Annotated in this window: 9 protein-coding genes; 5 read left to right on the plus strand and 4 right to left on the minus strand. The window is 53.9% G+C overall.

Annotated elements, in window-relative coordinates; genetic code table 11:
* Positions 1-14 precede the first annotated feature (14 nt).
* From R3C20_06995 to purH, 4 genes are all read left to right on the plus strand, one after another.
* A complete protein-coding gene (locus R3C20_06995; protein ID MEZ6040234.1) occupies positions 15-2,465 on the plus strand; it encodes an FAD-binding protein in 2,451 nt (816 codons plus the stop codon).
* Entirely contained in the window at positions 2,462-3,712 is a 1,251-nt protein-coding gene (locus tag R3C20_07000) for a (Fe-S)-binding protein (protein MEZ6040235.1), read from the plus strand. The genes R3C20_06995 and R3C20_07000 overlap by 4 nt, the downstream gene beginning before the upstream one ends.
* Before the next feature lie 612 nt (positions 3,713-4,324).
* Positions 4,325-5,002, plus strand: a complete 678-nt coding sequence (locus R3C20_07005; protein MEZ6040236.1) for a TIGR02117 family protein — start codon at positions 4,325-4,327, stop codon at positions 5,000-5,002.
* A 319-nt stretch (positions 5,003-5,321) separates the two neighbouring features.
* Positions 5,322-6,896, plus strand: coding sequence for a bifunctional phosphoribosylaminoimidazolecarboxamide formyltransferase/IMP cyclohydrolase (gene purH, locus R3C20_07010; GenBank protein ID MEZ6040237.1), 1,575 nt, complete (start codon positions 5,322-5,324; stop codon positions 6,894-6,896).
* 172 nt (positions 6,897-7,068) lie between these two features.
* On the opposite strand, the gene lpxB is transcribed toward purH, so the two are convergent.
* Complete coding sequence (gene lpxB, locus R3C20_07015) at positions 7,069-8,244, minus strand: lipid-A-disaccharide synthase (GenBank protein MEZ6040238.1); 1,176 nt, start codon at positions 8,242-8,244, stop codon at positions 7,069-7,071.
* Between the two features lie 194 nt (positions 8,245-8,438).
* Between lpxB and R3C20_07020 the strand changes: the two genes are divergently transcribed.
* Complete coding sequence (locus R3C20_07020; GenBank protein ID MEZ6040239.1) at positions 8,439-10,400, plus strand: ATP-binding protein; 1,962 nt, start codon at positions 8,439-8,441, stop codon at positions 10,398-10,400.
* A 231-nt stretch (positions 10,401-10,631) separates the two neighbouring features.
* On the opposite strand, the gene R3C20_07025 is transcribed toward R3C20_07020, so the two are convergent.
* The 3 genes from R3C20_07025 to R3C20_07035 form a co-directional block, all read right to left on the minus strand.
* Entirely contained in the window at positions 10,632-11,573 is a 942-nt protein-coding gene (locus R3C20_07025) for a dihydrodipicolinate synthase family protein (GenBank protein ID MEZ6040240.1), read from the minus strand.
* A gap of 147 nt (positions 11,574-11,720) precedes the next feature.
* The gene (locus R3C20_07030; protein ID MEZ6040241.1) at positions 11,721-12,737 is read right to left on the minus strand and encodes a hypothetical protein; all 1,017 of its coding nucleotides are present in this window, start codon (positions 12,735-12,737) and stop codon (positions 11,721-11,723) included.
* Positions 12,738-13,042: 305 nt separating this feature from the next.
* A complete protein-coding gene (locus tag R3C20_07035) occupies positions 13,043-13,747 on the minus strand; it encodes a hypothetical protein (protein ID MEZ6040242.1) in 705 nt (234 codons plus the stop codon).
* Positions 13,748-13,869: the final 122 nt, after the last annotated feature.

Below are 13,869 nucleotides of genomic sequence, written 5' to 3' on the forward strand. Positions count from 1 at the left end.
TCTGGTGTACGCCGATGAGCAGTTTCGCAGGAGCCAACGAGAATCACCGGTTGATCCGGCGGCTTGGTGAAATCATCCGTCGCGGACGGGTGCTGTCCGCTCCGGCGCAGCTTGCGGGATACGACGCCGATGGGCTTGGATACAAGACGTTTCGACCTGACGCAGTGGTTATCCCGGCCGATGCAGACGAACTCTCTGAACTTATGTCGCACGCGACAGCACTCGATGTCCCTGTAACGATTCGGGGGGCAGGGACTTCGTTGTCGGGAGGACCTGTGGCGGCTCAGGGCGGGGTTGTTGTTCACACGTCTTCGCTGAAACAGATCCGCCATATTGAACCGAAAGGGTTTTGGTGCGAGGTCGAGTGTAGTGTTACCCTGAATCAGCTTGATGCCGCCGTTCAGCCTTTTGGCCTGTTCTACCCGCCCGATCCTTCCAGCGGAGCGGTCTGCACAATCGGCGGTAACGTTGCGATGAACGCCGGTGGAGCGCATTGTTTCCGGTATGGCGTGACAAGCAATTATGTGCTGGGGGTGGAAGCAATCATGCTGGATGGCACAGTGCACCAGTTTGGCGGGCCCGCCGGGGGACGCGGGAAATGGTGTCACGACTGGAAGCGTCTGATGATTGGCTCCGAAGGCACGCTTGCAGCATTCACTCGGTTCTGGCTGAGGCTGCTGCCTCGCCCGGAAAAATGCTGGACATATCGGGCCACGTTTCGCGACCTGAATGCCGTTGAGAAAGTCATTCATCGTCTCGCCCACCATGCTTCTTTTCCTGTGGCCATCGAAATGATGGACCCGCGTTGCGTTGCGATGGTCGAAAACAGTCCGATGGCAGTCGGGCTTCCGCGAGACGCCTTTCTGATCGTAGCGGAAATTGACGGCCCGACGGACCTTGTTGATTCTCGTGCTGAGGAGGTCAGAGAACTCTTTGTGACATGCGGCGCTATGGCGGTCGAGTACAGCGATGATGAAGTTGCGCGGCAGGGGCTTTGGAAGGCCCGAAAAGTGGCGGGAGGACTCATGGGACAAATGAGCCCCGACTTTCTGGTGCAGGATGCGGTGATTCCCAAAGCGGCACTGGCATCAGCACTGAAACTGGTGTACGACGAAGCTGATGCGGCTGGGTTGCCTGTTGTGAATGTTTTCCACGCGGGTGATGGAAATCTGCATCCGAATTTTCTTTTTGATTCGAGACGCCCTGGTGAACTGGAAAAAGTCGAAGCCATCAGTAAACGCTTGATGCATTTCGTTGTTCAGGCGGGGGGGACATTGTCCGGCGAACACGGCATCGGGAACGACAAGTCGGCCTACATGCCGCTGGTATTCCATGGCGATTCGCTGCGTCTTCAACTTGCTGTTCCCCGTGTGTTCAATGCGGCTCACCAACTGAATCCCGGGAAGGTATTTCAGACGCGGCAGTTTCAGGGGGTATCGACTTTGAATTCAGTGCAGGCGACGCCAGAGGCAGCCAGAGCGAAACTCGAGCAGTCAGAGGAACGACTATTCACGACATACTTCGACGAAACGGATGGAATCATCTGTGTGTCGGCGTCCGTGACCGGCAGTGAACTCAGTGAACTATGCAAACCTGCCGGATTTCGTTTTCCTCTACTGCTTTCCGATGACTGCTCGTTGTTCGATCAGTTTCGGGCAAGTGGATATGCTCCCGCGTCTTCTCGATTTGGCGCGATCTGTGACAACATCACGGGCGTCAACTGGAAATTGCCGAGCGGTCGACGTGTGCGAATCGGGGAACGCGTTGTTAAGTCAACCACCGGATTCGACCTGCTCAGGTTTCTGCTTCATGCTGACAAAGTATTCGGTGAACCCACTGGTTTTGTCCTTCGCCTTCGACCAGTGTCCGATACGAATTGCAGGTTTGATCTCACGGGTGATACTTCGAACGTGAATTCTGCAGCAGAATACCTGATCAACACTTGCTGGATACACTGGTTAGACGCAGTCAGTATCATTGTTGAAGACCCGGAATCCGGGACTTTGTCCATTCGCATCGATTTGAACTGTCCATCGGTTGAATGGGATGTTTACGCAACATTTCTTCAGGGATTTGCTCAGCAATTTCATTTGAATTACGAGTTTGCGATGGGGTACTGTCGTCGCAGGTCTGCTTTGCCGGACATCGTTCTTAAGACAACACCCGATCAGGTAATGAACCTGGCCCTGCAGATCGGGGAATCCGAGTGTGAGTGTCTCTGTGAGGCAATCGTGACCCATGGGGTACTGCATGTTTATTTCAATGAAGGCAGCGATCCTGACAAATCGGCTGCCGACAGGATTCTATCGATTCGAAACCGAGTCACGGATCTGGCGGTTCGTTTTGAAAGGCAGTTAACGGACGTCGGAGGTGATTGGCAATCCCGTCATATCGAGCGTCACGTCGTCAATGAGCATGAACTGGACTGGCACAGAATTCTGTTCGAGGAATTTGCGTCCGAATGAACGAGGAACCTGTCGCTTCAACCGCAGCCAGTCATCTGGAAGAACTTACCAGTTGTGTCCATTGCGGCTTCTGTCTGGAAGTATGTCCAACGTATCAATTGACTGGTGACGAGAACAATTCACCGCGAGGTCGACTGAGGCTGTGGCGCGAAGAAGCTGACGGCAGGCTTGGCCTGGATCCATGGACCGTTCAGTACACCAATGAATGTGTCGGGTGCCTCGCATGCGAGACGTCCTGCCCAGCGAATGTTCCCTACGGCGACATTCTGGAAGTCGTTCGTCATCAGCATGTTGAAACGAATCGCAACCGATTATCTCCGTCACTCAGGATGGCGGCCTTCGTTGCACAGCATCAGTGGTTGATGAATCTGACGAGTCTGCCGATTCGCTTCCTGCGCCGCTGGTCGCCCATTGGAATTCCTTTGGGCTTGCCTTCGCCATTCTGGATGGCTGCGCGTTCTGCTCTCGCGCTTTCGGGGGCTCCTGCGACCCTGATGTCCACTCATGCGTATGCCGACAGATTAATGAAACGTCATCGTCCAACAGGTCCGCGAGTGGCGCTGTTCACTGGCTGCCTGATGGAATCGGTTTTTCGAGAGATCAACTTCGCAACGGTCCGGGTTCTTATCGAAAACAACATTCAGGTGATTGTGCCGTCCAGTCAAACCTGCTGCGGTGCAATGCACGAACACCTGGGCCTGAGTCATCCGGAGAGCCTTCGCGATTTGAACAGCCGTTTCTTTTCCGGTACGCACGTTGATGCCGTCCTGACGAATTCATCCGGTTGCGGTCTCGCATTGTCAAAGACCCCGGGAATTCCACCCGTCGTGGATGTGCTGGAATACCTTGGAAGACATTCGATCCGAATGCGTCTCAACCGACCGCCTGAGTCTCGTGTGTTCCTTGATCTTCCGTGCCATCTGGTGCATGGTCAAAGGCTGGACCTCATACCAGAATCCGTCATGGACGCAACCGGCTACCAATGGAACCTCGCGCCGATGTCACGCGAATGTTGCGGATCAGGCGGCACCTATCACCTGCAGAAGCCCGAGAACTCTGAGCAGATCCTGAGCAGGAAATCGGAGTTTCTGAATCAGGCTCCCGGGGATCCGCTGATTCTCGCCACAAGCAATCACGTTTGTATGATGCAGTGGCAGTCGGCCGCATTGAAAAACATGGTGCGGCGACCATTTCTGGTGCAGCATGTCATTCAGTTACTTGATCCGGGACCAGCATTTGGTGAGTGACGAGACGGACGGTTTTGTCGTTCGATCACGGCCGGCATCCATTCGCTTCCTGCAGCGGCAGACAGGTTCAAATCCTTAAGGAAACGCTGCTCCGAAAACAGTTGAATGCGAGGGTTCCGCGGGATTTGGAAAGCAGGTACGTGAACCCTGGCCCGATGATCCACGACCTGCCGGTGAACGAAACAAGGGCAGGGAAAGCCGACCGTCCATCCATTTGATTCATCTTCAGCAGAATAAGCATAGGTGAAAACAAATTGTGCGGCGTCGCTCTTTGGTGACAATCCGCAAAAGGATGGCAACCCCGCCAACCTGCAAGGGTCTGTTGAAAAACGAAGTCAGGCTCGGCCGGGCCGAGTGTTCACCGTACGCAACGGTTGTGGTTTCGGGGGCTGAAAAAACGAGACTGTGGCGTTGCCGCATCACGCGGGTCGATGATTGTCGCACCGCGATTCCGCACTGAATGGGTGAAATTCAGGTGTTTGTTTGAACGCTTCCTGATCACCTGACACTGAAGCAGCCACCGTTTCGATAGAGATCGTTTGCCCGTTTCCTGACGCGATGCCATAGAATCAACCCATGCCCGAAACAAGGCAAGCCATAAATGAGTCTCCCATGGCCGCATTACCTTTGGAGAAACTTTCTGCATGTCGGCTAACGTGCAGAAAGCGGTTTCGTTCCCTTTCGATCCGATTGTTGAGGTCCGTAACTGGTTGTTTACTGTTCTATCTGTTTGTCTGCCTGATTGGACTGATTCCGTGCAACAACGATTTCAAATCAGCGGAACAAGGCGTTGAAATCTTCGTCACGTCGAATGCTGTTCACGCAGAAGTCGTGTTGCCTCTGAAGAATGAGGTTATCGATTGGCAAACCCATTTTCCGGCCGGGCACTTCACGCGTTCAGGCTTTTCTGCAACGCATGTCGGATTCGGCTGGGGAGATCGTGGATTCTTTCTGCAAACTCCGGAATGGGTTGACCTGAAACTGACCACGGCTTGCAACGCTTTGTTTCTTCCGTCGTCTGCTTGCCTGCACGTGACGATGCAATCCAGACCCGATCGCGGTTCCAGCATCAGGTCTGTGCGAATCAGTGAGCTCCAGTACCGTGATCTGGTGGATGCGATTCGAGAAGTCATTCCGGCGAATCCCGCTCCGATCAAGAATGCAACCTATACCGGGTACGACGCATTCTACGAAGCCGCCGGAACGTATCACTTGTTCAATACGTGCAATTGCTGGGTCGGGAAGATGCTGAAGACTGCGGGAGTTCGTGTTGGGCACCTAATGTCTTGACCGTGGGGCTCTTGACAAGCTCTGTCGGTTTTCTTTTTGGATGGGAGTAGAAACCATTCCTGGAAAAACGGTGGGACAGGTTTCAAACGGTCGTCTTGCCGAGAAAATCGCGGCTGGTCCCCAAATCACATCCGTCAAACGGTGGGACAGGTTTCAACGGCTGTCTTGCCGAGAAAATCGCGGCTGGTCCTCAAATCACATCCGTGCATCTGGTATTTTGCTTCCTACTGAACCGAGTTCCGGGAACACCCGGATTGCTTCTGCGGGTAGGCCGAGGCAGACGACGTTTCGATTGATTTCTTCCATTCGAGTGATTGCAATGACCCAAGAACTGCGTGCCCTGATCAGTGTGAGCGACAAAACAGGACTCGAAACGTTTGTCAGAGGTCTCACCGAACTGGGGTACGAAATTCTGTCCACCGGTGGTACCCGGAAAGCTCTGGAAGAGGCTGGAATTCCTGTCGTTGATGTGTCGGCGTACACGGGTTTTCCGGAAATCATGGACGGTCGCGTGAAGACGTTGCATCCCAAAGTGCATGGTGCCATCCTGGGCCGACCAACTCTGGCCGGCGATGCAGCAGCCATACGAGAACACGGAATCGTTCCCTTCCAACTGGTCGTTGTCAATCTATATCCGTTTCAACAGACCATTGCCCGTCCTGATGTTACGATCCCGGAAGCCATCGAACAGATTGATATCGGTGGTCCTTCGATGGTCCGATCGGCGGCAAAGAACCATGCCCATGTGGCAATCGTCACACAGGCAAGCCAGTATGATGAAGTTCTCGAACGCCTGAAGTCGAACAATCTGGACGAGACCTATCGCAGAAAACTTGCGGCCGCGGCGTTTGAAATGACCGCGACGTATGATCGAGCGATCTCGGACTACATGGCGAAAATCACGGCCGAACCGACCGTTGATTCGGAGGAATACCCCGAACGGCTCAATCTTTCGTTCGTTCGTCGACAAACACTTCGGTATGGCGAAAATCCTCATCAAAAGGCCGCGTTCTACGTCGAAGAGAACCCGCCGACATCGTCACTCGCCTTCGCAAAGCAGTTGAACGGGAAAGAGTTGTCGTACAACAATTTGATGGATCTGGATTCGGCCAGGGCAATCGTCTCTGATCTTTCAGGTCCCGCAGCATGTGTGATCAAGCACAACAACCCTTGCGGATGTGCCGAAGATGAAATGCTGGCCGATGCCTTTGTGAAAGCATATGAGGGAGATCCCGTCAGCGCATTTGGTTCAATCATCGGATTGAACAGGACGGTGGACGCAGCCACGGCTGAAATCATGTGCGAACCTGGTCGCTTCATTGAAGCCGTGATTGCTCCCGGCTACACCTCAGAGGCCCTGCAGATTCTGACGACCAAACCAAAATGGAAATCGAATGTTCGCCTGATGGAGGCGACATTTGATCTGTCGGGACGCGGCGCGGCGGAGTTCCGGAGAGTGTCCGGTGGACTGCTGGTTCAGGATCGGGACGATCTGCCACAAAGGGAAGATGGCTGGAGAGTGGTAACCGATCGCCAGCCGACCGAACAGGAACTGGCATCACTTCGCTTCGCATGGAAGGTGTGCCGTCACGTTAAATCCAACGCGATTGTTTTTGCCAATGGACGCGAGATTGTGGGCGTCGGGGCTGGCCAGATGAGCCGACTCGATTCTTCCTTTATTGCAGCCTTCAAGGCGGGGGAACGAAGTCGGGGAGGTGTGGTTGCCTCAGACGCTTTCTTTCCATTCCGGGATGGAATCGACGAAGCTGCGAAGGCCGGAATCAAAGCGGTGATTCAGCCGGGTGGCTCGCGTAACGACGATCAGGTGATCGCAGCCTGCAATGAACATGGCATGGCCATGATCTTCACCGGGATGCGACATTTTCGACACTAGCAGCCTTTTGAAAAACCGCATTGGCTCAGGCAGGAGACCTGAAAACACGACGGTTTCCGGTCGCTCTGCGTGCCTGTCCTGGTATTTCTGTCCCGGTTTTTCAACGGACAGCGAGGACGGTACCAGAGGATATCAGGATATGTCTGATGGGAGCAATTGAGACGGCGAAGGGTTATGCTGCTGCCGGAAGAGAATCTTTTCCTTCAGCCAGCTGACTAAAAATCAGCCGTGCGGCGCGTCCCGTTGCCCCAGTCTGAGCTGCAGAGTCAGCTAGTTTTTGCAATTCAGAAATCCGGCGTTTCAGTGTCTGTTCATCACTCAGCCATTCCACAAGATGGCTTGCCATTGACTGGATATCGCCGGATGGATCACCGCTGGAAATATACTCGGGCATCACCTCTTTGCCGGCAATCAAATTTGTCAGCGTGATAAATCGGCAGTTCATCAGAAATCTGGCTGCAAAGCACCCGATTCGAGGGGCGCGGTAGAGAACAACACCGGGCTTATGGCGTGCGAGCAATTCAAGACTGATGGACCCGCTGACCATGAGGCAGCAATCAGCCGACTGAATCACTTCGGAGGTGCTGCCAGCAACGAATTCGACGTTCAGGTTGAGACCGGATTCGGCCAGCAGACCTGCACACTGATGCATGTGGACTTCTTTGTAGTTGCCGACAATCCAGCGAATCCCTGACACGCGTTGTGCGACTGCATGCATCGTTCTCAGCATGACTGGCCAGTTTTTCTGCACTTCGTGGTCTCGTGAACCTGGCAAAACAGCAACAACGCGGTCATGCGATGAAGGGGGCCTGAGAGCCATCATTGCCGCGGAATTCAGAGAGTGGGCTGCCACTTCATCGAAGAAGGGATGCCCGACCCAGGTCGCTGGAATCCCTCGCTGTTTGTACCATTCGAACTCAAAGGGGAGAGAACAGATCACATGGTCAACCCATTTCCTGACCCTGCGAATTCGCCATGGCGCCCAGGCCCAGAGCTGCGGTGGAAGGTAGTAAAACACGGGAATACCACGTGATTTTGCGGCTCTGGCAATCCACCAGTTGAACCCGGGGAAATCGACCAGCACCACCGCATCGGGAGGGTTGGTGTCAAAGTGGGCTTCTGCCTGCTTGACGAGTTTCCGAAACTGAGCCAGCAATGGTACGACCCGCAGGAAGCCCATGACTGCGAGCTCCGTCAGTTCAAACAACAAACGGCAACCCTGTTCCCGCATCGCGGGGCCGCCAAGCCCTTCAAATTCAGCGCCGGGACAAAGCCGCCGCAATTCACTGATCAGGATCGCGGTGTGTTGATCTCCACTGGGCTCACCAGCGGAAAAAAAGATTCGCATAGATGGATCCATACATCGATTGAAGCCAGATTGGACACAGGAAACGTACCAGACCGGATGTGATTTGGCTGCAGCGCTTCCGAATGGCTACAATGCACGACCATCAGTCGGCCCACATCGAAGCTGTCTTGTCTGGCCGGAAGAATAACACGAATGGTTGAGTGTGAGAATACAGATGAGGCGAGGCGGTTGAAGTGATCTCTTATCGCGCTTTGAAGAAGCTGATTGGCGAAACCAGCCTGGAACGCAAGTGCCGTTTTCTATTCGGTCTTGCTCTGCTTGTGCTGATCACCACAAGTTTCTACGTCTATGCGCGACGCACGCGGGCTCTGGTGGAAAGTCAGCAAATTCTTGCGGCCCGCAGCCTCGTGTTTCGGCTGGTCCAGCTCCGGCATTATCAGCTTTTCATCCGCAATCAGGGCGGAAATGCGGGACAAAGCACTGATGGCGGCACGGTCATTTCGACAACAGAGCAGGATAATGCCAATGCTGCGGTTGTTGAGAACGCGGTCGTACCCGGGGAAGGTGAGCAACCAGCGGCTGACACTGAACCGGCAGCTTTGGCGCAGCTTCAGCAGTTCGACGCGGCCCTGAATCAGATCCCGGAATCGTCGGCAGGGCCGATCTGGCGTCTGATTAATATGTCAACCGAGTTCCCGGACACAGTCGTGGGAGACGAGGCCCTGTTTCGCTTTCGTAATTCACAGCCGCAGGAAGACGAGTATTTCGCAATACGCAGGAACGAAACCTCAGGAAGTCGGGAACTTCTCTATTACTACGCCATCCGGCCGGAGGCGTCCTGTCTTCAGTGTCACGCAGCTGAAGTTGAGAACCTCGCGAAACTGGAGCTGGAGGCCCGAAAAAACTCTGCATCGGGCGATGATCCGACTCTTGAACAGACCGAGACGGCTGACCGAGTTCCACTGATGGCTATGGCGAGAATCATCGCGCCACTGGATTCCATGGAAGCGCAGCTAAGTCGTAACAGGGCTGTTCTTCTGGCAGCCGGTATTGTGACTTCATTTCTCGCGATGATGGCGGCGTATGCAATCGTCCGCTACATCATCGTCAAACCTGTGCTTCACCTGAAAGATGTCAGCGATGAGATCGCTCGGGGCAATCTTAATCAGCGAGCCGAGATCAATACGGGTGATGAATTCGAAGAGCTTGGACATGCCTTCAACCGTATGCTGCGTCATATGATGACGGTCAATGACGAATTGCGAGGGCTGAATCTGAATCTGGATGGCAAAGTTGACCAACTGGCTCGGGCAAATATGGAGTTGTTCAACAACAACAAACTGAAAGATGACTTCCTCGCAACGATGAGCCATGAACTTCGTACCCCACTGAACAGCATTCTGGGATTCAGTGACATCCTTCAGGGTGCGCAGAACCTGGACGAACGACAAAAGCGTTATGTGAAGAACATTCAGACGTCCGGTCAGAGTCTGATGGTTCAGATCAACGACTTGCTCGACCTGGCGAAGATCGAAAGTGGCAAGATGGAGCTCCACCTCGATCGCCTTGCCATCGCCGACATTATTGACCAACAGGTTCAGCAATGCTCTCCGCTCGCTGATCGAAAAAATATCGACCTTAGAATTGATGCCCCGCCAACTCCTCCTCCCCTGCTTCATCAGGATCGAGGCAAGATCAGTCAAATCCTGAACAACCTGCTGTCCAACGCGATTAAATTCACGCCTGAAGGCGGGCGAGTGCGAGTCGTCTACCGGCAAATCGCCGAGGGAATGATCGAATTCAGCGTGGAAGACACGGGCATCGGAATTCCTCTCGACGAACAGGAACACATCTTTGAAAAATTTCGCCAGGGGTCCACGGCCCCCGGAGGACGCGACCACGTCAAGCGGGAATTCGAAGGTACCGGGCTTGGCTTGTCGATTGTACGTGAACTTTCACGGTTGCTCGGGGGGGACGTGTCACTGCAAAGTGAATTCGGTAAAGGAAGCCTCTTCGCTGTGCATCTGCCGATTTCTGCACCAATGAAAGGCAGGGATACGGCAGTTCCACTTGAGTCACGCACATCATCCGGGCTGGGGCGAATCACTTCGGTTGACCTGATGAACACGAATGCCGCCGCACCACTACAGACCACGGACACCCAGCTAACGGATGGTCGCCCAGCTTCAGAATAGTTGATCGGCTGCCCTGTCGGATCAGGGCGTCTCCAGATCAAGGCGTCTATTGCCGTAACAGTGGAGAGGAATCTCGACTCTTACCTTCACCGCGAAGTTCATGTGGGCCGTCTGCCATCGCTTCCACCCAATGTGGCTTCCCATTCACTGCTTGCATTTCATCTACAGACGATAGCTTCCCTTGGTGGAACCATGATTATTGGATGAAGTGAAACCTGATTGATGAAAGCGTCAGTAGGTTTTTCCGTCCCATGACCGCCACCAGGACTGGAACAGCTCAAGCTGCGATTTCGCAAATTCCCGCTGACTCGAAGTGAGCACGTCCGACGGATTCAGCGACAGCTCGAAATCGGCATCTCCTGTCAACACCGCCAGGTACTTGTAGTACAAAACGAGATCTGGTCCTTCGTCGAAGGTCGACAGTACTTTTAAAGCGTCGTCGAGTTCTTTTGCGAAGCGTCTGGCCGTGGGGTCGCCGGCCGCCGCCCGCTGGCAAAGGTTTACCAGTTTCAGTACCTCGTGTGGGAGGCAGTTGCCGATGCCGGTGATTGTTCCAACAGCCCCGCAATTGACAAATCCGTGGAAGACCTGCGTATCCACACCTGCCATCAGCAGGACACGATCGTCTTCATGGGTGATGAATTCGGCCGCGTAGCTCAGGGACTGAGCCCCGCCGAATTCCTTGAAACCAACAAGATTCGGAAACTCGCTGCGTAACTGGAAGAACAGATCGGCTCTTGTTTCGAATCCGTAATAGGGGCTGTTGTAGATGACCGCCGGAAGATCCGGAGCGGCGGCCAGCACACCACGAAAGTGTTCGCGCTGTGCGGCAGTCGATGTGCCGCGCGACATCACGCGTGGGATGATCATGAGTCCCCTGGCTCCGACTTTCTGTGCGTGAGCTGCGTGAGCTGCCGCCAGAGCAGGATTCTGTGCGCCGGTACCAACAACGACGGGGATTCCAGCCTCCGTAAGGCGGCGAACGCCTTCCTGACGTTGTTCATCTGTCAGAATTGGCCATTCACCCATCGAACCACAGTAAACGACCCCATTCATGCCGGCGTTAATCAGTTCGCCAGCCCTGCGAACCAGCGCATCGAAATTGGGGAGTCGATCCGGACCGCAGGGAGTCATGATGGCTGGAATGCAGCCGCGAAAAATGGAGTTATCCATGGAGAAACGATTCCACTACGTATACGCAAGAAGTGTGAGCAACCGAAGTACGCTTCCGGATGCGAATCCATTTTGGCAAGGTATTCGAAAATACAAGTAGAAGCCCGCGCCAGTCGGGGGCTGTGCCGCTGATAAAATTCAGAGACTTTAACGCCAGTAGGTCAATTTGAGGATCACGGCAGTGACAACGCCAACGCCTCCGGCGATTGCGTAATTGACCATCCCGAAATGGTCAATCATCAGCATCTGAATACCGACGGTTCCAAGAATTGACCAGCAGATGCCAATCAGGCTGTACTGCATGCGCTGACGCGATTCCTCTTCCGAAATCGGTTCCGGCTTTGAACGTTCTTTCTTTTTGGCCGCCGGCTTTTTTTCTTTTGTGCTTTTGGCTCCGCCACCATCTGGAACGCCGGTCGACGGTTCAACCGCCTCGTCTCTCATCCCTGGCGCGTAATACTTCGCAATGGCCTGATTAATATTCCTTGGCACCGCGATCACGGCTCGCATTGGTATGCCGAAACGCATTCGAAGTTCGTCTTCGAGCGCTAGTCCGGGTTCATCGGCACATGCCACCATTAACCGTCCACGGTCCTCGAACAATGGAAGGCATGAATATTTTTTAACGGTACGGCGAGGCACCTTATCCAGTACATCATCTTCCGGCAGCATGTCTTCCAGATCGATAAATGAAAGTCGCAATTCGGCCGCGAGTCCACGAGCTGCTTCGTCCGGCGGAGCAAGTTTCATCTGCACAACCGCATCCCGATGGCTGATGCCCCGGGCATCTGCAAAATGCTCAATCTCCGACACCTGTGCTCGCTTGATGATGCCCTTGTTGACGAGGTACTGCAGCGTGGTTCTGGGTTCTTCCTCGTCCGATTCAACAGGCTCTCGCCCAAGACTTTCGTCGTACTCGATCTTGCCGTCCGGGTCCGTCAGGCAAAGCATCGCTCGAGCCAGTTCGTTCAGCAGTTCCTGTGAACGTACCAGATACTGGCCAGTGGCGTACTTTCGGATGTGTGCGTTCAGCTTCCGGTAATTGTTGCGAATCTTCTCAACATCATCTTCAAACATGACCAAACGCAACAAGGTGTAATAGTCCGGCGGGCGGTCACCTTCCGGAATGCCGAGCCATTCTTTGTACACGTCAATTTCAGACACAGGTTTCTCCGACGCCACGAATTGTAATTCGTATCTCTTTTGCGATCCGTACCTTTACGGTGACTTGACCTTTACGGTGACTTGAATGCTCACCATTCGACCGGCATGTTGCGGATGGACTGAATGATTCGTCGTAACAGGGTTCCACATGCCGGAGTTCGACTCAGTCATTCCGAATTCTGAAGAGCCCGTCATCATAGACGAATCATCACAGTGCCCGAGTTATATCCCAACTCCGCATCCGATTGAAGCAAAGCGTCGGGCACAAAACCCTGAGGAAGGCACTCCGGCCACGTGATGGCGGCCTATTCTGCGGCGGTCATGAGCCCAAAGTGTTGCATCTGGATCCGCATTCTGGCAAAAGCCTCGAGGAGTCGGCCCGGCGACTGCAGTTTGAAAGATACGAACGAAATGCAGTCCGCTGTTACATGCATGGCGGCAGTCTTATCTGGTGAAATGACGCGAAACCACGTCGTTTGCCGGTCGTAGTCGATCGAGAAGTCGTTCTCAGGCTGCTCTTCGAGAAGATCGATCGATTCTGCCACATCAATCGGTTTTGGTGCAGGAGTTTCAATTCGATCGAAACTGCTTCCAAACAACGTCGTTAATGCGGGAGAGAGAATCTGATCCGCGGAGCTGATTTCCGATAGAATTCGCCTCCAGCGAACTTCAGAGGGATCGTCCGGGCTCTGCAAAGCAACGACCTGAAAATCGAAGGCCGGGGTCTGAATTCTTCCGATGCCCGCTTCCGGGTCAAAAACCGTCATCTGGTTCCGTTTGAGGCCAAGATGCTTTCTGAACTCTGCGAATCGAGAATCCAGTTCGTCACTGATATCCAATGCTGCGATGCGTCCAACAAATGAATTCGCATGATCGTTAATTTCCGACGGGACCTGATGGCTCTTTCGAAATCCCTTCAGGTCCCGAATTCGACCGGATTGCTCGCGCACGATCGCCAATTGCTTCAGAATCTCAGGCGGCAGCGGATTCAGAGTTCCTTCCGAGGTCATCAGGCTGGGTCTCAGGTTTGATTTCTTTCACGCATCAGACTACGTTCACGCCGTGTCGTCGCCTTTTGCAATTCTTTTGCAAAAGGATGAAAAGGCTTGAACGTTCCCGTCGGGTCAGACGT

This window comes from Planctomycetaceae bacterium (genome assembly GCA_041398825.1).
In the GTDB taxonomy this organism is placed as follows: Bacteria; Planctomycetota; Planctomycetia; order Planctomycetales; family Planctomycetaceae; genus F1-80-MAGs062.

What these genes read in the sequence shown, in the direction of transcription:
- lpxB (MEZ6040238.1), bottom strand. Translation starts at nt 8,244, where the DNA reads ATGCGAATCTTTTTTTCCGCTGGTGAGCCCAGTGGAGATCAACACACC.
- R3C20_06995 (MEZ6040234.1), top strand. Translation starts at nt 15, where the DNA reads ATGAGCAGTTTCGCAGGAGCCAACGAGAATCACCGGTTGATCCGGCGG.
- purH (MEZ6040237.1), top strand. Translation starts at nt 5,322, where the DNA reads ATGACCCAAGAACTGCGTGCCCTGATCAGTGTGAGCGACAAAACAGGA.
- R3C20_07035 (MEZ6040242.1), bottom strand. Translation starts at nt 13,747, where the DNA reads ATGACCTCGGAAGGAACTCTGAATCCGCTGCCGCCTGAGATTCTGAAG.
- R3C20_07025 (MEZ6040240.1), bottom strand. Translation starts at nt 11,573, where the DNA reads ATGGATAACTCCATTTTTCGCGGCTGCATTCCAGCCATCATGACTCCC.
- R3C20_07005 (MEZ6040236.1), top strand. Translation starts at nt 4,325, where the DNA reads ATGGCCGCATTACCTTTGGAGAAACTTTCTGCATGTCGGCTAACGTGC.
- R3C20_07000 (MEZ6040235.1), top strand. Translation starts at nt 2,462, where the DNA reads ATGAACGAGGAACCTGTCGCTTCAACCGCAGCCAGTCATCTGGAAGAA.